This is a genomic window from Bacillus sp. Je.9.29.b, from assembly GCF_051129925.1.
Lineage (GTDB): Bacteria > Bacillota > Bacilli > Bacillales > Bacillaceae > Bacillus > Bacillus safensis.
This window is the reverse complement of sequence record NZ_JBCPSO010000009.1, coordinates 44,685-67,545: the sequence shown is the minus strand read 5'-3', so window position 1 is coordinate 67,545 and position 22,861 is coordinate 44,685. Positions and strand designations below refer to the sequence as shown.

Annotated in this window: 24 protein-coding genes and 1 tRNA gene; 4 read left to right on the top strand and 21 right to left on the bottom strand. The window is 43.0% G+C overall.

Annotation, left to right across the window (positions count from 1 at the left end; all coding sequences use genetic code 11):
* Positions 1–515: 515 nt before the first annotated feature.
* A tRNA-Arg gene (locus tag AAZR19_RS17210) sits at positions 516–591 on the bottom strand.
* A 253-nt stretch (positions 592–844) separates the two neighbouring features.
* Between AAZR19_RS17210 and clpP the strand changes: the two genes are divergently transcribed.
* Positions 845–1,441 (top strand): ATP-dependent Clp endopeptidase proteolytic subunit ClpP, encoded by a 597-nt coding sequence (clpP, locus tag AAZR19_RS17205; protein ID WP_024427684.1) that lies wholly within the window; start codon positions 845–847, stop codon positions 1,439–1,441.
* A 60-nt stretch (positions 1,442–1,501) separates the two neighbouring features.
* Here clpP and AAZR19_RS17200 read toward each other — a convergent pair whose 3' ends face one another.
* Positions 1,502–2,080: a TIGR00730 family Rossman fold protein gene (locus tag AAZR19_RS17200; protein ID WP_041107909.1), complete on the bottom strand. Its 579-nt coding sequence runs from the start codon at positions 2,078–2,080 to the stop codon at positions 1,502–1,504.
* Between the two features lie 137 nt (positions 2,081–2,217).
* Between AAZR19_RS17200 and AAZR19_RS17195 the strand changes: the two genes are divergently transcribed.
* Entirely contained in the window at positions 2,218–2,559 is a 342-nt protein-coding gene (locus tag AAZR19_RS17195; protein ID WP_025094005.1) for a MazG nucleotide pyrophosphohydrolase domain-containing protein, read from the top strand.
* 27 nt (positions 2,560–2,586) lie between these two features.
* On the opposite strand, the gene AAZR19_RS17190 is transcribed toward AAZR19_RS17195, so the two are convergent.
* Positions 2,587–4,209, bottom strand: coding sequence for a SulP family inorganic anion transporter (locus AAZR19_RS17190; RefSeq protein WP_024423544.1), 1,623 nt, complete (start codon positions 4,207–4,209; stop codon positions 2,587–2,589).
* Positions 4,210–4,246: 37 nt separating this feature from the next.
* Positions 4,247–4,828 (bottom strand): beta-class carbonic anhydrase, encoded by a 582-nt coding sequence (locus AAZR19_RS17185; protein ID WP_024427680.1) that lies wholly within the window; start codon positions 4,826–4,828, stop codon positions 4,247–4,249.
* A 552-nt stretch (positions 4,829–5,380) separates the two neighbouring features.
* Between AAZR19_RS17185 and AAZR19_RS17180 the strand changes: the two genes are divergently transcribed.
* On the top strand, positions 5,381–6,358 hold the full coding sequence (locus tag AAZR19_RS17180; protein WP_041107911.1) for a 2-hydroxyacid dehydrogenase: 978 nt from the start codon (positions 5,381–5,383) through the stop codon (positions 6,356–6,358).
* Between the two features lie 177 nt (positions 6,359–6,535).
* Positions 6,536–7,024, top strand: a complete 489-nt coding sequence (locus AAZR19_RS17175; protein WP_024423547.1) for a ribonuclease — start codon at positions 6,536–6,538, stop codon at positions 7,022–7,024.
* A gap of 53 nt (positions 7,025–7,077) precedes the next feature.
* Here the strand turns inward: AAZR19_RS17175 and AAZR19_RS17170 are convergent, their stop codons facing one another.
* The 17 genes from AAZR19_RS17170 to AAZR19_RS17090 all read right to left on the bottom strand — a co-directional run bounded on the left by AAZR19_RS17170 (position 7,078) and on the right by AAZR19_RS17090 (position 22,777).
* Positions 7,078–7,821, bottom strand: coding sequence for an arylamine N-acetyltransferase family protein (locus AAZR19_RS17170; RefSeq protein WP_434703827.1), 744 nt, complete (start codon positions 7,819–7,821; stop codon positions 7,078–7,080).
* A gap of 38 nt (positions 7,822–7,859) precedes the next feature.
* Complete coding sequence (locus tag AAZR19_RS17165) at positions 7,860–8,117, bottom strand: HPr family phosphocarrier protein (protein ID WP_024423549.1); 258 nt, start codon at positions 8,115–8,117, stop codon at positions 7,860–7,862.
* 26 nt (positions 8,118–8,143) lie between these two features.
* The gene (whiA, locus tag AAZR19_RS17160; RefSeq protein WP_024423550.1) at positions 8,144–9,094 is read right to left on the bottom strand and encodes a DNA-binding protein WhiA; all 951 of its coding nucleotides are present in this window, start codon (positions 9,092–9,094) and stop codon (positions 8,144–8,146) included.
* 17 nt (positions 9,095–9,111) lie between these two features.
* Complete coding sequence (locus AAZR19_RS17155; RefSeq protein ID WP_024423551.1) at positions 9,112–10,071, bottom strand: gluconeogenesis factor YvcK family protein; 960 nt, start codon at positions 10,069–10,071, stop codon at positions 9,112–9,114.
* A complete protein-coding gene (gene rapZ, locus AAZR19_RS17150) occupies positions 10,072–10,959 on the bottom strand; it encodes an RNase adapter RapZ (RefSeq protein ID WP_202738692.1) in 888 nt (295 codons plus the stop codon). It abuts the gene before it with no gap.
* 39 nt (positions 10,960–10,998) lie between these two features.
* Complete coding sequence (locus AAZR19_RS17145; RefSeq protein WP_024423553.1) at positions 10,999–11,463, bottom strand: 8-oxo-dGTP diphosphatase; 465 nt, start codon at positions 11,461–11,463, stop codon at positions 10,999–11,001.
* Positions 11,464–11,820: 357 nt separating this feature from the next.
* Entirely contained in the window at positions 11,821–12,771 is a 951-nt protein-coding gene (trxB, locus tag AAZR19_RS17140) for a thioredoxin-disulfide reductase (protein ID WP_024427675.1), read from the bottom strand.
* A 234-nt stretch (positions 12,772–13,005) separates the two neighbouring features.
* On the bottom strand, positions 13,006–14,391 hold the full coding sequence (locus AAZR19_RS17135) for a PcsB-like coiled-coil domain-containing protein (RefSeq protein ID WP_041107916.1): 1,386 nt from the start codon (positions 14,389–14,391) through the stop codon (positions 13,006–13,008).
* A 364-nt stretch (positions 14,392–14,755) separates the two neighbouring features.
* On the bottom strand, positions 14,756–16,213 hold the full coding sequence (locus AAZR19_RS17130; protein WP_434703823.1) for a tetratricopeptide repeat protein: 1,458 nt from the start codon (positions 16,211–16,213) through the stop codon (positions 14,756–14,758).
* A 131-nt stretch (positions 16,214–16,344) separates the two neighbouring features.
* Positions 16,345–16,974, bottom strand: a complete 630-nt coding sequence (hisIE, locus tag AAZR19_RS17125) for a bifunctional phosphoribosyl-AMP cyclohydrolase/phosphoribosyl-ATP diphosphatase HisIE (protein WP_024423556.1) — start codon at positions 16,972–16,974, stop codon at positions 16,345–16,347.
* Positions 16,971–17,729 carry an imidazole glycerol phosphate synthase subunit HisF gene (gene hisF / locus AAZR19_RS17120; RefSeq protein WP_434703820.1) on the bottom strand — a complete coding sequence of 253 codons (759 nt, stop codon included), beginning with the start codon at positions 17,727–17,729 and terminating at the stop codon, positions 16,971–16,973. The genes hisIE and hisF overlap by 4 nt, the downstream gene beginning before the upstream one ends.
* On the bottom strand, positions 17,726–18,463 hold the full coding sequence (gene hisA / locus AAZR19_RS17115; protein ID WP_087976109.1) for a 1-(5-phosphoribosyl)-5-[(5-phosphoribosylamino)methylideneamino]imidazole-4-carboxamide isomerase: 738 nt from the start codon (positions 18,461–18,463) through the stop codon (positions 17,726–17,728). The genes hisF and hisA overlap by 4 nt, the downstream gene beginning before the upstream one ends.
* Positions 18,460–19,098, bottom strand: a complete 639-nt coding sequence (gene hisH, locus AAZR19_RS17110) for an imidazole glycerol phosphate synthase subunit HisH (RefSeq protein ID WP_434703818.1) — start codon at positions 19,096–19,098, stop codon at positions 18,460–18,462. Before hisH ends, hisA begins: the two co-directional genes overlap by 4 nt.
* Positions 19,098–19,682 carry an imidazoleglycerol-phosphate dehydratase HisB gene (gene hisB, locus AAZR19_RS17105; RefSeq protein ID WP_024423560.1) on the bottom strand — a complete coding sequence of 195 codons (585 nt, stop codon included), beginning with the start codon at positions 19,680–19,682 and terminating at the stop codon, positions 19,098–19,100. The genes hisH and hisB overlap by 1 nt, the downstream gene beginning before the upstream one ends.
* Positions 19,682–20,968, bottom strand: a complete 1,287-nt coding sequence (gene hisD / locus AAZR19_RS17100) for a histidinol dehydrogenase (RefSeq protein ID WP_041107926.1) — start codon at positions 20,966–20,968, stop codon at positions 19,682–19,684. The genes hisB and hisD overlap by 1 nt, the downstream gene beginning before the upstream one ends.
* The gene (gene hisG, locus AAZR19_RS17095; protein WP_041107928.1) at positions 20,965–21,609 is read right to left on the bottom strand and encodes an ATP phosphoribosyltransferase; all 645 of its coding nucleotides are present in this window, start codon (positions 21,607–21,609) and stop codon (positions 20,965–20,967) included. The genes hisD and hisG overlap by 4 nt, the downstream gene beginning before the upstream one ends.
* Positions 21,602–22,777 (bottom strand): ATP phosphoribosyltransferase regulatory subunit, encoded by a 1,176-nt coding sequence (locus AAZR19_RS17090; RefSeq protein WP_041107930.1) that lies wholly within the window; start codon positions 22,775–22,777, stop codon positions 21,602–21,604. Before AAZR19_RS17090 ends, hisG begins: the two co-directional genes overlap by 8 nt.
* Between the last annotated feature and the right edge of the window lie 84 nt (positions 22,778–22,861).

Below are 22,861 nucleotides of genomic sequence, written 5' to 3'. Positions count from 1 at the left end.
CATGAAGGGACATGAACATAACGCCTTCTCACGAGCAAACATCCAATATAACCCTTTATTATTTATTTTTGTATAATTAGTCATAATATTATTTTCAGCTTCATATTGGAGGGATATTTTGTGAAAGTCTTGGAGAAATACAGTTATTTAATTATCATTCTTTGTCTAGCGGCAATGATCGTGACAAACTTCACTGTGAATGACAATACAATAAAAAATACTGTATCCGTGATTGGATTTATCATTGTTCTTCTTACAATTATACCTGCGGCTATTTACAGGAAAGGCCAGAAAGGCAGGTAACCCTTTTTTCTAAAGCAGTAACCCCCACTCTTAACATAAGAATGGGGGTTACTTTATTATACTGGATAAATGTTGCTGGCTTGCAACCAGATCATTTTTTCACTTCCCTCTCCCTAGTGAACGATAAACCCGAATGAACACAAAAAACCCCTCTCCATATGAAGAAGGGTTCATGACAGACCTTTATCTTATCTACCTAGCAAGGTCAAGTACGCGCTCGGAGGGATTCGAACCCCCGGCAGACGTGGTACCGGAAACCACCGCTCTATCCAACTGAGCTACGAGCGCACGATATGTTTTTTGAACGTCAGCATATCAAATTATAAGGGAAATGCTGCAAGAAAGCAATGATTAATCATTCGTCATGATGATGTATTTTCTTACTTTGTATTCATACACTAATATGATGGTTTGAAGTGGAATGATTTTGGGGAAAATGGATAGGGGTATTTGAATTTAGGTCAGCGTTTTGTTTGACCTTTATTGACCAAAAATGTATCATTGAATTACATACTTACCTAAAAGGTGAAGGAGGAACATTATGAATTTAATACCTACAGTCATTGAGCAAACAAATCGTGGGGAAAGAGCTTACGACATTTATTCTCGTCTTTTAAAAGACCGTATTATCATGCTTGGTTCTGCGATCGATGACAATGTTGCCAACTCCATCGTGTCACAGCTGCTTTTCTTAGAAGCTGAAGATCCAGAAAAAGATATTTCTATCTACATTAACAGCCCTGGCGGTTCAATCACAGCTGGTATGGCCATTTACGATACGATGCAATTTATTAAACCAAAGGTATCAACTATTTGTATTGGTATGGCTGCATCTATGGGTGCGTTCCTGCTTGCTGCTGGTGAAAAAGGTAAGCGTTATGCTCTTCCAAACAGTGAAGTCATGATTCACCAACCACTAGGCGGTGCTCAAGGTCAAGCAACTGAAATTGAAATTGCGGCAAAACGAATCCTTTCTTTACGGGATAAACTGAACCAAGTACTTGCTGAACGTACTGGTCAGCCAATTGAAGTCATTGAGCGCGATACAGATCGTGACAACTTCAAAACAGCGGAAGAAGCACTTCAATACGGACTCATTGACAAAGTCTTGACCCGTAATACAGAAGACCAAAAATAATGATCACAACACAAACCGTCTGTTCCTTGAACAGACGGTTTTTTGTGATTGACATATACTTTAAGACAGCTCCGTCCATTTCTGCTGAAGAGACGGTGTTTGGTAAGAAGCCATCTGCGTGATTAATTCCTCCGGTTCACTCGAAGCATGTAACAATTGAAGGTGTGATTCATTCGAAAAACCTTCCTGTACACTGAATTTCACCATGTCTATGAGCGGATTAAAGTAGTCATTCACTTGATACAATCCAATCGGCTTTTGATGGATGCCGATTTGTGCCCAGCACAGCACCTCAAATAATTCTTCATATGTACCAAAGCCGCCTGGCATCGCAATAAACCCATCGGCCAGCTCGCTCATTTTCGCTTTTCGTTCATGCATGCCTGTTACCTCAATTAGCTCTGTCAGCTCTTGATGCACGACTTCTCCTCTAAAAAGCCCCTTAGGCATGACTCCGATCACTTGTCCGCCATGTCTCATGACCTCATCGGCAATCGCGCCCATTAACCCAATACGCGATCCGCCGTAAACAAGACGAATGCCCTGCTTCGCCATATAAGCACCCAGCTCTACAGCCTTTTGTTTGTAGACATCATTTACACCTGGATTCGAACCAGCAAACACACAAATCGTTTTCATCAAAACAGCCCCATCTCTCTCTATGATTTCTTCACCCACTCATTCTACTATAATGATTTGTAAAGAAACAGCCGTTTCTTCTATATATAGTGTAAAATCAAAAGAGTGAACACCATATAAGGAGCTGTATAAAGAGAATGCAAACAACTGAGATGGAGAAGTGGATCAAGGATTTTTATCAAACGAGAAATTGGACAGAATACGGACCGTTTATCCGGTTAGGCTTCTTAATGGAAGAAACGGGAGAACTCGCTCGCGCTGTTAGAGCAATAGAAATCGGACGAGACCGGCCTGATGAGCAGAGACAGGAATCATCTGAGCTGAAGAAAGAACTCATTGAAGAAATGGGAGATGTTTTAGCAAATCTCCTCATTTTAGCAGATCAATATGATGTCACAGTAGAAGAGGTCTTCAGCGCTCATCAACAAAAACTCACAAAGCGTTTTTCTGGAGAAAAAGAGCCAGTAAAAAACACGTGACCAAGCTGTCACGTGTTTTTTTACGCCTTAAAGATGCTGTGGTGAGATGTCATCCGTTCGTTCAAAGAAATGCTGCTTTCCGATATGATGGAATAGACCTGTTCGATGCAAAAGCTCCTTAGGCTGTGATTGAAGTCCAACGATCATCAGCTTTCCATTATGATGCTTTAACCGATTGGAGATATTCATTAGAACCGCTTCTGCCGATGTGTCCATATAATTGACTTTATTCATAAGCAGAATGAGCGTTTTCGGTTTTGTTTGAACATGGTCCAATATCGAATTTTCCAATGAATCTGTTGTTCCGAAAAAGAGCGGCCCTTCAATGGAATACATACTGATCCCTTTCTCCTCTGTCTGTTTTTCTAAAGCAGCTGCTGTTTCCATTTGAGGAACGGCGACATTTGTATGGATATTGGTCGTCTGGCTCATTTTTTTGATAAAAGCGATAAACGCTAAAATGAGACCAGCAGTGACGCCAATAATCAAATCACCAATCACTGTGAGCAGGAAGGTTACGACAAGTACAAGCGAATCAGCATTTTTCACTTTCAAAATATTGATAAACTCTTTTCTCTCACTCATATTCCAAGCAACAAACATTAAAATCGGTGCCATTGCAGCAAGTGGAATCATCGACGCATACGGCGCAAATACCATTAAGATCAGTAAGACGACAACGCCATGCACCACACCAGAAATCGGACTTGCCCCGCCATTTTTTATGTTCGTTGCCGTTCGGGCAATAGCTCCCGTCGCTGGAATTCCTCCGAAAAGCGGTGCCGCCATATTGGCAATTCCTTGCCCCACAAGCTCTTTATTGCTGTCATGCTTAGAGCCTTTCATATTATCAGCGACCATTGCGGACAAAATCGATTCCACGCCGCCTAAAAGCGCAATGACAATTGCTGGAGGCAGGAGGTATATCATTTTTTCAATCGTCAATTCAGGAAAAGCGAAGGTTGGCAGCTGACGAGGGATTTCACCATATGCAGAGCCAATCGTTTCAACTTGTCCTTGAAAAAAGAGAACGGCGAGAAACGTAGAAGCCAATAAACCTAATAGAGCACCAGGTATTTTGGGAATGTATTTTTGTGCCGCCAAAATCACGATGAGCCCGATGACGGCTGTGATAATGGCGAGACTGTTTGTGGTACCAAGATGGACCACGATTTCTCTCATATTGAGGAAAAAGCTTTCATGTTTTTCAACACCCTTTAATCCGAGGAAGTTGGCAATCTGTCCTGAAAAAATAATGACAGCAATGCCAGCAGTAAAACCGATGATAACCGGACGAGGAATAAATTTCATGAGCTTTCCTAATTTGAATATTCCGAATAATACAAGCATACAGCCTGCCATAAAACCGGCAATGAGCAAGTTTTCAATGCCGTACTGGCTGACGATCCCGAATAAAATGGGAACAAACGCCCCGGTCGGCCCGCCGATCTGATACTTTGAACCACCAAACAATGAAATCAAAATGCCGGCAACGATGACTGTGTATAATCCATATTCTGGTCCGACACCAGATGCTATGGCAAATGCCATGCCTAAAGGAATTGCCACAACGCCCACGACAAGCCCAGCGATTAAATCGCGTCTAAACTTTGATGAATTGTACCCTTCAAATCTCCCATAAAAACGCATGGTATGTGTTGGCCTCCTTCAAGTATGTGTAGATGATTTAGGTATACTGCGGGTCAATCAGTTTATCTTTCACAACGACATCCAGCTTTCCTGTTGCTGGGTGAATCACCAGTCCATGAACAGCCACATCACTTGGCATCAGTGGATGCTCTTTCACTAATTTCACACTTTGGGCCACGCTCTCTTCAACTGAATCAAAGCCTGTCAGCCAGCCCTTTAAATCAACTCCTGAGTTTTTCACAATGCTTAAGCATTTCTCTTCGATTCCGCGTGCTTTCGCCTTTTCAAGTAAAGGGTCCGCCGCAAGACCTGCCATTCCGCATTCATGATGCCCTACAATGCATACTTCCTCTGCCTTTAGCTCATAGATGGCTAGCAGGATACTCCGCATCACACTGCCGAACGGATGTGTCACGATGGCGCCTGCATTCTTAATGATTTTTGCATCCCCGTTGCGCAGTCCCATAGATTGCGGCAATAATTCCAATAGACGGGTATCCATGCACGTTAAAATAACCAGTTTTTTCTCAGGAAATTTCCCCGCTTTGTAAGGCTCATAATGTCTCTCATTCACAAACTCTGAATTGTGCTGAAGAATCTGTTCTAATTTTGACTCCATTTTGCCATCTCCCATCTTTTTTAAGTAACGTAAGCTCGTGCCTGTCCTCCTTTTCTTTCTTGTGTTCTCAAGAATAGAGAAGAAAAATGATAGAAAAAAAAGAAAAAAATGAGAAAACGATGAGAAGAAATATCATCATTTTCTCTATTTTACGCTGCATCCCAACGGCTTCGCGGGTTTGTTTTCAATCTATTGTTCTCATCACACCAAAAGACAATAAAATGGTTTAGTAGAAAATGACCATCCCGTTTAATACATTTCAAATATAATAAATTTTCTATCAAAAAGTCTCTATCTATTTTCCAGTTTGTCAGATAATCTCTCGTAAAATCTTGCAATTTCACATGTCTCATCTACTATCAGCTTATTTTTATATAGATAAAAAATGCATCAGATGGCATAAGAATCTACTTTTTCACTAAGAAAATGTCTTTCTTTACCGTTATTTCAGTATATTAAATATTGAGCTGCTAACATTCAAACGTGTTCTGCCGAAATGGTTGCTTTATAATAAAAGGAGTAAGATGACCATGTGAAAGGAGCGAATTGACTGTGACACCACACATTTTTGTCGCCAAACCCTTGCCTGCCTCTTTTGAGGAAATGCTAAAGGAACATTGTACATACGAGGTTTGGCAATCCAAAGACCCTATTCCAAGAGACATGTTGTTTGAGAAGCTGCAGCACGCTGATGGTCTTTTAACGTCTGGAACAAAAATCGATCAAGAGCTGTTAGATCACGCACCAAAACTCAAGGTGGTGAGCAATAACTCTGTCGGCTATGACAATTTTGATATAGAAGCGATGAGGCAAAGAGACGTGATTGGTACGCACACTCCTTATACGCTCGATCATACCGTGGCTGACCTTGCCTTTTCGCTCATTCTCTCCTCTGCGCGAAGAATCGCCGAGCTTGACCGTTTTATCCGTGAAGGAAAATGGACGAAATTCGTACAGGAAGAAGAGATCTTTGGCATCGACGTACATCACCAAACGCTCGGTATTATTGGCATGGGACGTATCGGAGAACAAGTGGCCAAACGGGCAGCACATGGTTTTGATATGAACGTTCTTTATCATAACCGAAGCCGGAATGAAAAGGCTGAATCGGCGTATGGCGCTGTCTATTGTGCACTTGATGATCTTTTAAAACAAGCTGATATCATCGTGTTGATTACACCGCTGACCGAGGAAACATATCATATGATTGGGGAACGAGAATTGAAGTTAATGAAGCAAACGGCTTTATTTGTAAACATTTCCCGCGGGAAAACAGTAGATGAAAAAAGCCTCATTCAAGCACTTCAGGAGGGATGGATCAAAGGCGCTGGTCTTGATGTGTATGAGCAGGAACCGCTTCAAGAGGATCATCCTTTCAAAGAGATGAACAATGTCACCCTAGCCCCTCACATCGGTTCCGCTACTGAAACAACAAGGGATCTCATGCTGAAACGAGCCATTCATAATGTGATTCATGGAATAGATGGGAAGGCGCCTGTTGATGTTGTGAAGGAGCTTGCTTCATCTTGAACAGCAAAGACGCAGAAACTGCGTCTTTTTATTTATTTCTTTAGAAAACATCAGGAGAAAAGACTCATTTTAGCAAAGATCCTGATTCTTTACATTTCCTTCATGTTCGGGTGCTATAATATGAGCTAGACAAGCATCAAGAGGACGGCATCCGATTTCCTTAATAGGAGGATGAAGATGAAAAGATTGAGTTCGGTTTTTACTATGTTCGCTCTGATCGCTGCTATTCTGTTTTCTGGATTTGTCCCGCAGCAAGCTCATGCAGAAACACCTCTTACACCAACAGCCACAACTGAAACTGCTTCTATTCAGCTCACGCCAGATGTGCGTACCCTTGCCGTCATTAATACGTTTGATGGTGTAGCAGATTATTTAATTCGCTACAAACGACTGCCTGATAACTACATTACGAAATCACAAGCAAGTGCTCTCGGATGGGTGGCATCTAAGGGAAATCTAGCCGAGGTGGCGCCAGGTAAAAGCATTGGTGGAGATATTTTCTCAAACCGGGAGGGACGTCTTCCTTCAGCAAGCGGCCGAACATGGCGTGAGGCAGACATCAACTACGTTTCAGGCTTCCGCAATGCAGACCGTCTTGTGTATTCAAGCGACTGGCTCATTTACAAAACAACAGACCATTATGCGACTTTCACCCGTATTCGATAATCAATAAAAAAGACAGCCCTATTTGATCTGGGGCTGTCTTTTCGTATGGTGGTTTACGGTATAAGCTTTTTCACGTAATCCTCAAAAGGAATCAGCAGCGGCTTTTTCGACACTTCTTCATGTTCATGTGTGGTGACATGATCCTCAGTAACGATCACACGTCCTGTTGGCGTGAGCTTTGACGCAAGCGGTCTTTTGTTAAATGGAGAGGATTCATTTTCATAAATCTCGTGTCTCATTTGGGCCAATACAGCCTCGTCCACCTCGTTCAATGTGAAAGCATAGCCTGTTTCAGCGCCATCTCCCTTATCTAATTGGAGCAGATGTGTCCCTTTTTCGGTTTCCTCAGCTTTGACGCGAAACCGCATTGACGCTCCTTCCACCCAATCTCCTGTAAAAGGCACAGGCTGAAGAGGTAAATTCACACCAAACCCCGCATCAATGAGGAAGTGTTCGTTGTGATGCTTCAACATGATGGCTACGTGCGTGCCATCAATTGCCCACGTACCCGCTTCTTTGTTATACACTGTGCCTTGAAGAAGCTGTACAGAGAGCCCTGCCTCTTTTAACACATAGTATAAGAGAGGATTGAGCTCGTAACAAAGACCTCCTCTGTTTTCTTCAAGAAGATGCTGCTTCAACCCTTCTTGATTCAAAGCGTAGGATTGTTTGTTCAAAACAGATCTATTTTCGAACGGAAAGGTATAGGCCATTTTTTTTAATAATACAGGCAAGTCTTTAAAGGTGATGGACTTGCCTTCATATCCGACCTTCTGTAAAAAAGCTGATTGAATCATGACATTCCCTCCTAAAAAAACTGAGCCTTTGAAGAGACTCAGTTTTCTTGATTAATAAAATCTGTTAACGCCTCAATGGCTTCTTGTTCATCTGCACCATCTGCAATCAGTGTGACAGTAACCCCAGAGCTGATCGCAAGACTCATGAGACCCATAATGCTTTTCGCATTGACTTTTTTCCCATCTTTCTCTAGAAAAATATCAGCACCAAAGCGATTGGCTTCTTGTACGAACAAAGCGGCTGGACGTGCCTGCAAGCCTGTTTTCAGCTGGATGGTGACCGTTTTTTCCACCATATGATCTGCCTCCCTTTTTCATTCTCCTATTTGAGTGTAACAGCTTGTCCGTTTCGTAATTGTTCTGCGATTTGATCTAGCTTTCTTAAACGGTGGTTAATCCCTGACTTGCTGATCTTGCCGCTTTCCACCATTTCTCCAAGTTCCTTCAGCGTGACCTCTTGATAGTCGACTCGCAGTTTGGCAATTTCACGAAGCTTTTCCGGCAGGGCATCAAGTCCAATTTTTTCATCAATGAATTGAATGTTCTCGACCTGACGCAGTGATGCACCAATCGTTTTATTCAAGTTTGCTGTTTCACAATTGACGAGCCGGTTGACGGAGTTCCTCATATCTCGGACGATCCGCACATCTTCAAAGCGAAGCAGTGAGTTATGAGCACCCACAACGCTTAAAAATTCCGTGATTTTTTCTGCTTCCTTCATGTACGTAATGTACCCTTTTTTGCGCTCAAGTGTTTTACTATTGAGATGAAATTGATTCATCAGCTCACAAAGGGCATCATTATGTTCTTTATATAGTGAAAAAATCTCAAGGTGATAGGAGGACGTTTCTGGGTTATTCACAGAACCGCCTGCTAAAAAAGCACCTCTCATATAGGAGCGCTTGCAGCATCTTTTCTTCACAAGTTCTTCTGAAATATTGCGCTCAAATACAAATTGCTCACCTAATATTTTTAAATCCTCTAAAATGGTTTTCGCTCGTTCTACCAGTCTGACAATATACACGTTATTCTTTTTCAATCTCATTTTTTTACGGACGAGCAGTTCGACTGTCACATCGTATTTCTTTTTGAGCAGCGTATAAATCCGTCTTGCAATGGCTGCGTTCTCTGTCTGTATATCTAAAATCAATTTTCGATTAGAGAAAGATAATGAACCGTTCATACGGATGAGGGCAGAAAGCTCTGCTTTTGTGCAGCAGTCCTTCACGTCCAGATTAGTCAGCTCTTTTTTTGTTTCGGATGCAAATGACATCCTTGCCACCCCCATTCCTATTTTTTCTGTTGCAGCAGATCGACAAGCAGCGAGGCTACTTTCAGCGTGTCATGACGAATGACATGCTGGTCATATGTAATGATTTCTCCAGGAATCACTTCTAGTCCCATTGCTTTCAGTGCATCTGTGTCGAATTGGACAGGCTGTGCCTGTTCTTCTGCATATTTTGCTTTGATTTCTTCTGGAATTTCTTTATTGTTCACAAAAATCGTATCGATAAATGGACGATCCATATGATCATTTAATGCCTGAACATGATCAGCTGCACTGTAGGAAAGCGTTTCCCCCGGCTGCGTCATGACATTGCATATATACACTTTTTTCGCCTTAGAGCGAATCACTTCTTCTCCAATATGCGGGACAAGCAAGTTTGGCAAAATACTCGTATACAGGCTGCCAGGCCCAATGACGATTAAATCCGCCTCACGAATGACTTGAATGGATTCTGGCAGTGGTTCAATCGTATCGGGTGTGAGAAACACTCGTTTAATTCGCTCACCATAGGTCGGAATTTTCGATTCTCCTGTCACCATTTGCCCATTTTCTAATTCCGCATGAAGAACAACACTTGAGTTCGCTGCTGGCAATACTTTTCCTCTCACATTTAAAACCTTGCTCATTTCAGTGACGGCATGAAAAAAATCACCGGTTATATTTGTCATGGCCGCAAGAATGAGGTTGCCGAGTGAGTGGCCTGTTAAGTCATTCCCTTTGTTAAAACGGTGCTGAAATAAATCTTCTACAAGCGGTTCAACATCAGAGAGAGCCGCAAGAACATTTCGAATATCACCTGGAGGGGGAATATTCAAATCATGCCGCAGTCTGCCTGAGCTGCCTCCGTCATCAGCAACTGTTACAATAGCGGTAATGTCCACTGGCTTCGTTTTAAGCCCTCTGAGCAAAACAGATAAGCCAGTGCCGCCGCCAAGAATGACCACCTTTGGTAGTGTCGTCATCTATTTTCTGCTTCTCTTTTCAATGTCCCGGTGAGTGACATGTGTATAGTAATCGTTTTTAAAATACTCCGATAAATAGTTGGCCAGCGTCACAGATCGATGCTGTCCGCCTGTACAGCCGATGGCGATTACAAGCTGGCTTTTTCCTTCTCGTTTATAGGACGGAAGCATAAAGCTGAGGAGATCGATTAATTTCTCTGTGAATTTTTGTGTTTCAGTCCATTTCATCACATAGGAGCGCACTTCTTCATCGTTTCCAGTCTGTGGACGCATGCTCTCAATATAATAAGGATTCGGCAGGAATCTCACGTCAAAGACAAGATCAGCATCAATCGGCAGTCCGTATTTAAAGCCAAAGGACATCACGTTTACTGTAAACACCTGTCCTTGATTCGTGGCAAAGTGCGTGACAATTTTTTCTCGCAGCTGTTTCGGTTTTAAATCCGATGTATCAAAAATCATTTGAGACCGGCCTTTTAACTCCTCTAACAGCTCGCGCTCCATTTCAATTCCTTCGAGCGGCAAACCTGTTGTCGCAAGTGGATGCGAACGTCTCGTTTCTTTGTATCTTGAGACAAGCACCTTATCATTTGCATCTAAAAATAGAATTCTTGGCGTGATCCAGTCAAGATCACCCATTTCATCTAAGGCGGCAATTAAGCTGTCAAAAAATTCGCGTCCGCGCAAATCCATCACAAGAGCGACCTTGCTCATCTTGGAATTCGATTCCTTCATGAGCTCTAGGAATTTTGGTAAAAGTGATGGCGGCAGGTTATCAACACAAAAGTAGCCTAAATCTTCAAAGCTTTGAATGGCGACGGTTTTCCCCGCACCTGACATTCCTGTAATAATCACAAGCTGAATATCTTCTTGTTTGTGTGTATTCATGCCTGCTTCCTCTCCTTCTTTATGAAAACGGTTCATGTATTATTCTCCCTGAGGATCTAACCGATAAGCAATCAGCTCAAAATCGGGTGTATACGTAAAAGTGCCGTGCAGAAGCCCTTTTCCTTTAAGCATGAAATCAAGAATATGGGAATCTCCTGGGGCCATCGGCAAATGAGGCACATCCTTTACGTCATGCCATTTTAAAATGCCTTCCTCTGACTCTGTAACGTTTTTTCCAGTAAATGAATCTGCCATAAAGGTGAACATCATCCACTCTTGAACGATTTGATCGCCTTCTTTTATGATAAAGGTAAAAACACCTTTCAGCTGCGGATTTAAAATATAAATACCTGTTTCTTCTCTATATTCTCGAACGACTGAATCCTTGACCGATTCTCCGCTTTCCATTTTGCCGCCCGGTGCTACCCACCAGCCCCGTCTTGGCTTTTGCAGCAAGAGAACTTGATCTTCGTGATGCAGCACACAATTGGTTACTCGTTGCATCAGCTGTCACCTACTCTTTTATGTCTTTAACTTATTATACAGGTTCAACCTGACTCCCACAATGAACATGCCCGTTCTTCCCCGAAAACAGACCGGTTTTCGTTTGAATGATGTAACGGGCAATTTCTCTACTCTTTATTTTACAGCATCTAACGGTTCTCCATGCGTCATTTGTGAACATCTCGTGAATTTCTGATTTCAGGCAAAAAAAAGGACACGGATTCACATCCGTGCCAAACATGTATTCCTTATAAAAGGGGGTCAATTACTAGTTTTATCATAACGGAAAATTATTTCACCCGTGTTACATTCCAGTTAAAAGCCCATGACGCTATATTAAGGATTTACGACAGCCTTTTATTTCGTTGCTTTGAGTTTTTCAGCAAGCTCTTCTACATAATGCTGTGCGCTTTGTGCTGCAATACTTCCGTCACCTGTTGCTGTCACAATTTGACGAAGTGTTTTTTCTCGAATGTCACCAGCGGCGAAAATACCTTCCACTCTTGTTTCCATTCTTTCGTTTGTCTCAATGTAGCCTTCTTTATTTGTAATGCCGAGATTTTCAAATGGTTTAGACAGTGGCAGCATGCCGATATAGATAAAGGCGCCGTCTGTTTTAAAGTCTTCTTCTTCACCAGTCACCGTATCAACCAATGTCACACTGCCGACTTTCCCGTTTTCTTCATTGATCTGTTTGACGGTTTTGTTCCACTTGAAGTCAATTTTTTCATTATCAAAGGCACGTGCTTGTAAAATGCTTTGTGCACGAAGTTTATCGCGTCTATGAATAATTGTTACTTTAGAAGCGAAGCGTGTGAGATACACACCCTCTTCTACCGCAGAATCACCGCCGCCGATGACGACAAGCTCTTTGTTTTTAAAGAATGCCCCGTCACATACTGCACAATATGATACGCCACGGCCGCCAAGTTCTTTTTCACCTGGTGCACCGATTTTTTTGTATTCAGCCCCTGCCGCGATAATGACAGAGCGTCCTTTGTATTCTTTTGAGCCGGCTTTGACGATTTTATATTCTTCACCGTTCACGATTTCTTTAATATCGCCATATGCATACTCTGCACCGAATTTCTTCGCATGCTCAAACATTTTATTTGAAAGTTCCGGCCCTAAAATGCTTTCAAAGCCAGGATAGTTCTCGACATCTTCCGTATTCGCCATTTGTCCGCCTGGAATTCCTCTTTCAATCATTAATGTTGAAAGATTTCCCCGTGATGTATAAACAGCGGCTGTCATTCCGGCAGGACCCGCTCCAATGATGATCGTATCGTAGATTTTTTCTTCTGACACAACTGTCACTCCCTCTTCAATTGCTGCTCGCATTTCTTATTAGAATGCCCTTGGGTGATGCTTCCATTCATGACAGAGAGCATCATTTCCACTCTTAGCTTTTATTCCTTACCCATATCCTATTAAATCTGCGGGGAATAAGCGAATCATTTGCTCATATCTTCAATAAAAGAAAAAGCTTCCTTAAACTGCTGTTTAAGGAAGCCTGTTTACGGTTATATAAAAAGTAATGATTTATTCAACGACTCTTCTTACAACGCCATTGAAAGCTTTTTTCCAGTATACGTTGTTCATTGAGTCAACTGAAACACCGCGAGAGCTGTTATCGTTCAAGAATGAACCGTTTCCTAAGTAAATACCAACGTGTCCATTTACTTTATACGTATCAAAGAACACAAGGTCTCCGCGTTTCATGTCAGATGCACTTACAGCTCTTCCTTTACCTACAAGCGTATCTGTTGTTGTACCGCCAACTGGTCCAAGGTTGATGCCTGCTGATGCAAATGCCCAGCGAACGAATGAAGAACAGTCAAAACGACGTGCGTCAATATCGGCTTGTGATCTGCCGCCGCCCCATTTATATGGAGATTGTCCAACAATCGTAGAACCTGTGCTGATCGCACCTTCAATTCCGCCTACGTTACTGCTGACAGGTGATCCGCCGCCAGAAGATGGCTTCTTGCTTGGTGCACTGCTGTTGCTGTTATTGTTGTCATTAGATGATCCACTGTTACTTGAAGACGGGCTGCTATCGTTACTTGAGCTGTTGTCTTCCGCTTGAACACTAGCTTGACGCTGCTGCTGTTGTCTTTGCGCTTTTTCTTCTTTTGCTTTTTGAGCTGCTTCTCTTGCTTCTTTTTCAGCTTGTTTTTGTGCAGCGATTGTTGCGTCTTTTTCAGATGCAATGCTGTTAGCCTCACTGTTTAACTCGCTGATTTCAGAAAAAGCACTTCCTTTTTGCTTTTTCACTTGCTTGAATAGCTTGTCTTTTTCATCAAGCTGTTTATTCAAGTCTGATTGAAGCGTTTCAAGCTTTGCAAGTGTGTTTTGCACATTTTCAAGCTTTGTGTTTAATTCGTTTTCAGACTTTTGAAGTTCTGCTTTGTCTTTTTCCTGCTCTTTAATGATTTCACTGTCTGCGTTGATCAGTGTAGATACTGCACCTGCACGGCTGATGAAATCGCTAAAGCTTTTTGCTCCTAGTAATACATCTATGTATTTCGTAGAACCGCCGCTCTCTTGAAGGGCACGTACACGCTTTTTCAAGAACTCGTTTCTTTCTTCAATACGTTTTTCCGTATCAGCAATTTCTTTTTTCAGTGCTTTGATTTCTTTTTTTGTTTTTTCATTTTCTTTTTGTTTTTCTTCGATTTGATCACTTGTTTTTAAAGCTTTCTCATCAATATCTTTAAGCTTTTGTGCAAGTGCCTCTTGTTTTGCTTCAAGCTTTGAAAGCTCTTCTTTTTTCTTTTGAAGATTCTTGTTTACCTCAGATTGCTTGCTGTCTAGTTCTTGTTTCTTTTGTTCAAAGTTCTGTGCGTTTGCTTCATGCGTAAATGGAATAAATAAACCGCTCGCTCCGATCACCGAAGCTAAACCGAAAGTAATAAACTTTTTCACGAATAGTTCCTCCTTTGAAAATTTCCCAAGCGACATTAGAAAGCAGCAAATTCTCTGCGACCAATCTGTGCTCTCTATGTCTTTCTTCCTGATTGTTCAGTCAGATGTTGACCAGATTGTTTCTATCACTAGGTGTTTCATTATGTATAGTAAAATATTTAAATATCTATCTTTGTTTTATCCACGAGTTTCATTATACATGAGACATCGACAAAATGAGCTAATATTTTTATTACATTTATGTTTCAAAAACATGTCGTGATTGTCATACTTCGCCAATTCCTTGCAAATCCCACCTTTTTATCCAAGAAAAAAGCATGACCTTTTCGGCCATGCTGGGATGTTCTGAATCTATTTACCTAATTTAATCGATTAACGTACAGATCTCTCGTTCGTATTTAGACAGTGTTTGAACACTGATCTGAAAAGCGGACGCAACATCTTTTTTGCTGAGAGCTGCTTCTTGTTCATTCATCCATAGATAATAAGATGCTGCTGCCCAGGCAGGTGCATTTTTCTTATCAATACCAGAAGCACGTGCCTGCTGAATAATATGGAATAACCAAAAATAAGGCATATGGCTGTCAGGCTGAACCGCTTCCTCCAGACTGGATGCCGCTTGTTTTGCAAAAACTGCATCTTCTGAAAAAGACTTTTCTTTCATTTCATCTTCATATAAAAGCAGTTCTATGAATTGCTGTTCAAAGGCCGTTTTCGCTGCGCGTGCATCAAGGACAGACTGCAGAACGTCACGTTCCCCTTTTTGTTTACTGACATAGTACGCAGTCAGCCGCTCCTCAATCGAGACCATTGGCTCAGTCACCTCAGGTTTATCCTGCCACGGCTTGATTTCATCTGCATCGATATCTTCTTCCACCATCTTATCCCAAACCGTTTGGGCGAGCGTCTTGTGGCCTGTATGATAGGCTGCGCTTGCAAGCCAGTATAAAAATGTACTATCTCCTTGAAAACCTGTTTTGTACAAAGAATAAAGCCATTTAAAGGCCCATTCAAATTCTCCCACAAGGGCAAATGTTGCACCAAGCTTATAACGCTGTTCACTTAGTATTGGATACACGTGCGTTAACTGCTTTGCTAACACGTTGACCTTTTCTTCTTCTTTTTCATAATGGTAGAAGACTAGCTGATTGCAAAGGGCATGCAGATTACCGGGATTTTCATGAAGGACCCGGTTCAACATTTCTTTCGCCTGATGGATTCGGCCAGAATAAAAATAGGCCAAAGCGAGATTATTATACGCCGACCAAAATTCTGGATACTCAACAATCATCTGTTCCAGCATCTCTATGGCTTCATCGAGTCTGCCGCTTTCTAGCAAATGGTTTGCTTGATCCTGCTTCACAATCAGGTCATCCTGATCATAAGGAAAATCTTCGTCCTCTTCGTCGCTCATATCGAGCAGGTCAAGAAGGTCGTCATTTTCATCCGCAAATTCCCCGTTCTCTTCCAGCGCGGCATAAGCAGTAGCTGATTTATATGCCTCTTGAAACAGTCCGAGATTCGCATAATTATTGGCTTTAAAATAGTGGCACTCAGACATGTTTTCATCGATGTGTTCAAGGATAAAATCAAGCAGTTCGTTTGATTGCTGGTAATGACCCATTTCAGTATAAATAATGGCAAGCTGTGACAGCATTTCTACATTTTCAGGCTCAAGTACGATGGCCCGCTGTATCAGCTTACTTGCCCTAGACAGATTTCTTTCTCTATATGCTTTAAGACCTTTATGAAAAAAGTAATGCCCATCTTGAAATAGCTGGACGACTTGTGTGTGATTATTATGAGAAGTGTATTTACTCACCGATACCCTCCATTTCGAACAGTGTACCGTGTGTAGTATAACATACTTCACCAGTCGTCACATAGAACAAAAGGAAAGGAAGGATTTGTTTTTCATTTAAGCATAAAAAGCCTGGGATATCCCCCGGCTTTTCATTCACCTTGATGACGTTTTTTTAATACCTTTAATACATCATCAAGCGGCAATTGCTGTTCGCGTAATAATACAAGAAGATGATAGAGGAGGTCAGCCGTTTCCCATTTCAATTCTTCTTGATCCCGGTTTTTCGCTGCAATAATCACCTCAGACGCCTCTTCCCCTACCTTTTTCAGGATTTTATCGACCCCTTTTTCAAATAGATAGGTTGTATAAGCCCCTTCTGGCATTTCCGCCTGACGCTTTGCAATGACCTGTTCAAGTTCATTTAATATCGCAAAACGTTCCTGCTCTTCGCTAAGGCGTTTTACCCCTTCTTCCGAAAAACAGCTATAGCTGCCAGTATGGCAGGCTGGGCCGCTTGGTGCGACAAGGACAAGCAGAGCGTCCTTGTCACAGTCATATCGAATAGAAATCACTTGCTGGGTATGTCCAGAGGTGGCGCCTTTGTGCCAAAGCTCGTTTCTCGACCGGCTATAAAACCATGTTTCACCTGTCTCCAGCGTTTTTTCATAGGATTCTTGATTCATATATGCAAGCGTCAATACTTCCTTACTTTGAGCATCCTGTACAATCGCAGGAATCAGGCCTGCTTCATTAAAGGTTAATTCATTTGCCTGTTTCATCTGACCTTCACCCCGTGTTCTCTCAAATATGTCTTCACCTCATGAATGGAGGTTTCTTTATAATGGAAAATGGAGGCTGCTAATGCTGCATCAGCTTCTCCTTTTGTAAAGGCCTCGAGCATATGCTGGGCATTGCCAGCACCGCCAGAAGCGATCACTGGCACAGTGACTGCCTCTGATACAAGCTTTGTCAATCGATGATCAAAGCCTGTCTTTTCACCATCAGCATCCATACTTGTCAGCAAAATCTCTCCTGCCCCTCTCTGCAGAGCTTCCTTCGCCCAGTCGCTGACCTCTAAATCTGTTTGACGGCGTCCTCCGTGTGTATAGACCATGTATGCTTTTTTCTCTTCATCGTATTTTGCATCAATTGCAACAACGATACACTGGGAGCCAAAAAAGTCAGCACCTTCTGAAATCAGTTCCGGCCTTAACACAGCTGCTGTGTTGACAGATACTTTGTCTGCACCCGCTCTTAATATACGCTTCATGTCATCAAGGTGGTTAATCCCGCCTCCCACCGTAAATGGTATCGCAAGAGTGGACGCGACTTGTTTGACCACATCCACCATCGTTTTCCGGCCTTCATGAGAAGCAGAAATATCAAGAAAGACGAGTTCATCCGCCCCTTCCTCATCATAGATCTGCGCCAATTCAACCGGATCACCAGCATCCTTTAAGCCTAGGAACTGCACCCCTTTGACAACACGCCCTTCCTTCACATCAAGACATGGAATGATTCGTTTTGTCATCATATGCGGTCAAGCCCTTCAAATGCTTCTGCTAAAGTAAACTGCTTTGTGTAAAGTGCTTTTCCAACGATCGCACCAGACACACCAGACTGTTTTTGCGCTGACAGCTTTTGAAGATCAGCTACTGCGCTGACACCACCTGAAGCAATCACTTGTTTGCCGGTTGCTTCTGCTAAGCGAACCGTGCTTTCTACATTGGGACCAGACAGCATACCATCCATTTGAATATCGGTGAAAATAAAGACCTCTGCGCCTTCCTTTGCCAATTCCCTGCCGAGTTCCTCTGCCTTTACTTTAGATGTTTCAAGCCATCCTTCAGTCGATACAAAGCCATTTCGCGCATCAATCCCAATTGCGATTTTCTCTCCATATTGCGCCAGCATTTTTTTCACAAAGGCTGGGTTCGAAACAGCTGAGCTGCCGAGAATCACTCTATCTACGCCGCTCTTTAAATAAAAGGCAACGTCTTCTTCCGTCCGAATACCGCCGCCGATTTGTACCTTCACATCTAAGGAAGAAGCAATCGCCAGCACATGCTCATGATTGACACGTTTCCCTGCTTTTGCACCATCTAGATCCACAAGATGAATCCATGCTGCTCCATCCTTCGCAAATTGCGCAGCCATTTCGAGCGGTGAATCTCCATAAATGGTTTCTTGATCATAATCTCCTTGCACAAGACGTACACATTTGCCATTTCTCATATCAATCGCCGGATATAATGTAAACTCACTCATTTGCTCACCCTCTGTTCGTTTGCTAATTGAATAAATTGTTTGAGCAGCGCCATTCCCGTTGTACTGCTTTTTTCAGGGTGAAACTGTGCTCCAAGCACATTTCCCTTGCCAACAACAGCTGGTACTTGAACACCATAGTCTGCGCTTGCTAATTGCTCATCTGGATTCATATCGCTCACATAATAAGAGTGGACAAAGTATGCAAATCCTTCTGGTACACCGTCAAACAATGGGGAAGGCTGATGAAACGTGAGCTCATTCCACCCCATATGAGGTACCTTCAGCCTTTGCCCGTCCTGATCACGATCCTTTAAAAGAACGACACGCCCTTTTAACAGCCCCAATCCTTTTGTGAGGCCTGCCTCTTCGCTTTCTTCAAACAACAGCTGCATGCCAAGGCAAATGCCGAATAACAGCTTTCCTTCCTGCACAACTTGGTTAATAAACGCCTCAAGTCCAGTCTCTTTTAACAGCTGCATTGCATCACGAAACGAACCTACTCCGGGCAATATATAAGCATCTGCTTTTTTCAGCTCCTCCACATCAGAGGAGACGATATAGCGGGCACCTGCTCGTTCCAGTGCTTTTGATACGCTGAACAAATTTCCCATTCCGTAATCAATGACTCCGATCATTAGAGCATCCCCTTTGTTGAAGGAATTCCTTTCACACGTGGATCAATGGTTGTTGCTTCATCTAAGGCACGTGCCATCGCTTTAAAAATGGCTTCAATCATATGGTGTGTATTGGTTCCGTAGTGAACAATGACATGAAGGTTGATCCGGGCTTCAAGTGCAAATTTCCACAGAAACTCATGTACTAGCTCTGTATCAAAGGTACCAACCTTTTGACTAGGAAAGGCCGCTCTCATTTCCAAATGAGGACGGTTGCTTAAGTCGACCACGACCTGGGCAAGTGTTTCATCCATCGGAACAAAGCTGGAGCCATACCGCTTAATCCCTTTTTTATCGCCTAACGCTTCCTTAAACATTTGCCCAAGTACAATGCCGATATCTTCTGTTGTGTGGTGATCATCAACATCCGTATCTCCTTTCGCATCGACGGTCAAATTAAAGTGTCCATGCTTCGTAAATAAATCAAGCATGTGCGTCATGAAAGGGACATCTGTTTGAATATCCGCTTTTCCTTCTCCATCAATTTCTAGCGCTAATGAAATGTTCGTTTCATTTGTTTTTCTCGCTGTTTTCGCCTGTCTCATTACGATTCCTCCCGCTTTCTCGCTTCAATCGACCTTGCATGTGCTTCAAGCCCTTCTAATCTGGCAAAAGCCGCAATGCTTTCCCGGTGTGTTTCAAAGGCTTCTTGACTATATGAAATAATGCTCGTTTTCTTTTGAAAATCAGTCACACCAAGCGGGCTGGAGAATCGAGCTGTTCCGTTTGTTGGCAGCACATGATTCGGCCCTGCAAAATAATCGCCCACCGGCTCTGGACTATAGCGTCCCAAGAAAATTGCGCCAGCATGCTTGATTTGACCAAGAAGTGATTCTGGGTATGCTGTCAGCACCTCTAAGTGCTCTGGTGCTAATTGATTGATGACGTCTACTGCACGATCAATTGATTCTGTCACGTAAATACGGCCATGATCTTGTATAGATTTTGCTGCGATTGATTTTCTAGGCAAAGTATCAAGCTGCTTTCTTACTTCAGCCTGCACGCTTTCAGCAAGTGTCTTAGACGGTGTCACCAAAATACTAGATGCCAGCGCATCATGCTCTGCCTGCGAAAGTAAATCCGCCGCTACCTCATGCGCGACTGCTGTTTCGTCTGCTAGAACTGCAATTTCACTTGGACCTGCAATCATATCAATATCTACCTGACCAAATACTTCCCGCTTTGCCAGTGCGACATAAATGTTGCCTGGACCTGTGATTTTATCAACAGGCTTGATGCCTTCCGTTCCATAGGCAAGTGCCGCAACCGCCTGTGCACCGCCCATTTTATACATTTCAGAAATACCAAGCTCCTTCGCCGCAGCCAAGACAGCGTCAGAGAGACGGCCATCTTTCCCAGGGGGAGTCACAAGTACGATTCGTTCAACGCCAGCGACTAGCGCAGGGATCACATTCATTAATACAGATGATGGATAGGCAGCTGTTCCACCGGGGACATACACACCTACCGCATCAAGCGGTGTCACCTTTTGACCAAGCATTGAACCGTCCTTTTGGTGATAAAACCAAGAGGACGTGAGCTGCCGCTCGTGGTATGTGCGAATATGCTTGATAGCCGTTTGGATAATCTGAACCATCTCTTTATCCAAGCGGTCACAGGCTTTTGCCATTTCATCCTCCGTGACAAGTGGATCTTCAATCAACACTCCGTCAAATTGCTTTGTAAAAGACCGTACAGCTTCATCACCATTTGTTCTCACTTCTTGTATAATGCGCTGAACAGCCTGACGCTGCTCTTCTGTTCCTGTATCTAAGGACCGTTTGAGTGAGAGAGTATCTGTCTCACCTTCTTGTATGCAGGTGATGTTCATGATGTTTCCTCCCCTTCTCCAATGATTCTTGCAAGACGCTGCGCCATTTCATCAATCACCGTATCCTTCATCCTGTAGCTCACAGGATTGACAATAAAACGTGACGTGATATCACAAATATGTTCCGTTTCCACAAGTCCATTTTCTTTTAGTGTTTGACCTGTAGAGACAATGTCTACAATGCGATCGGCAAGCCCAATGAGCGGTGCTAATTCTATGGAACCATTCAGCTTAATGATCTCCACCTGCTCCCCTTGCTCTCTAAAATAGGACGATGCGACATTTGGGTACTTTGTTGCCACACGCGGTGCGACACCACCCCAGCTCGTTCCTGGCAAGCCAGCAACAGCTAAATGACATTTACTGATGTTTAAATCGAGCACTTCGTACACATCACGAGCTTCTTCAAGCATGACATCCTTCCCTGCAATGCCAACATCCGCCACACCATGCTCTACGTAGGTGGTCACATCCATTGGCTTGGCTAAAATAAAGCGGAGGTTTTCTTCTGGTACATCAATGATTAATTTTCTTGAATCCTCGAATTCCTCTGGCAGCTGGTACCCCGCCTGTCTTAACAGCCCTACTGCTTCTTCAAATATCCGGCCCTTTGGCATCGCCATCGTCAACACTTTACCCATTTCGCTCTTCCTTTCTAGCGCCGATAAAATAAGTCACCTGTTCAAATGCCTTGGTCATCGCGTCAATATTTTCAATCCCCGCTAAGTCTTGCAGGACGATCTTCTTCCCTTTTGACCGCTCCTTTTCTGCAAATGCAAAGGCTTCCAGTCTTTGTTCTTTACTAAAAATCACAGCCTCCTGCGGCTCAATGATTTCTTTTGCATCGAGCGCTTCAAGAAGACGGTCTAGTCGAAGTCCGAACCCTGTAGCTGGTGCAGGTGCATCAAAATGAGCAAGCAATTGATCATATCTCCCGCCGCTTCCGATGACCGACCCAACATGATCTGCAAATACTTCAAACAAAATACCCGTATAATAGCTCATATGACTCACCATGCTTAAATCTAAACGGATATATTCTGTACAGCCGTAATCTTCAAGTGTCTCCCAAAGCGACTTTAACTGTGCGAGCACCTCTTTTCCTTCTTGTGAAACGACGATTTCCTCTGCCCGCTCTATAACCTCTTGGCCGCCTCTTAACTCTAAAAGCTGTAACAGCCTCGTTTTATCGATGGAGGAGAGCGGTAATTGTTTCACATGCTGACGGTATCCCACATAATTCTTTTCATATAAGAAGCGCCGAAGGACATTTGCACGCTCTGTATTTCCGAGTACATCTACAAATAACGTCTCTGCTAAAGCGACATGCCCGATCGCAATTTTGAAGGACCTTAGCCCGGCATTTTTTAAGGCAAATACGGCAAGCGCGATGACTTCAGCATCTGCACTAATTGAACCATCACCAATCAATTCAATTCCGACCTGCTCAAATTCTGACGGCCTTCCGCCTTCTCTTTCCTGGGCACGGAACACACTCGCTGCATACCCAACACGAAGCGGATACGCCTGCTTGTGAAGCTTAGAAGCCGCCACCCTTGCAATCGGACCTGTCATATCAGGTCTCAGCACTAGAGTTTGCCCGTTTTGATCAAGAAGCTTAAAAAGCTGTGTATCAGTAATCGCCGATTGCACACCGACCGTATCGTAAAATTCAAGTGTTGGTGTCTCCATCAAACGGAAACCCCAACCGTTCATGACCTCTGTTAAAGAATGTCTCACTTTCTTCTTCGTCTCATACAATCCAGGTAATGAATCCCGCATACCATATGGTTTCTCAAACATAAACATGTTCTTCCGCACCTCCAACACATTAAAACAAAAAATTCCGAATCCTTTAGTTCGCTAATATGATAATATGCTAACAAAATAAAG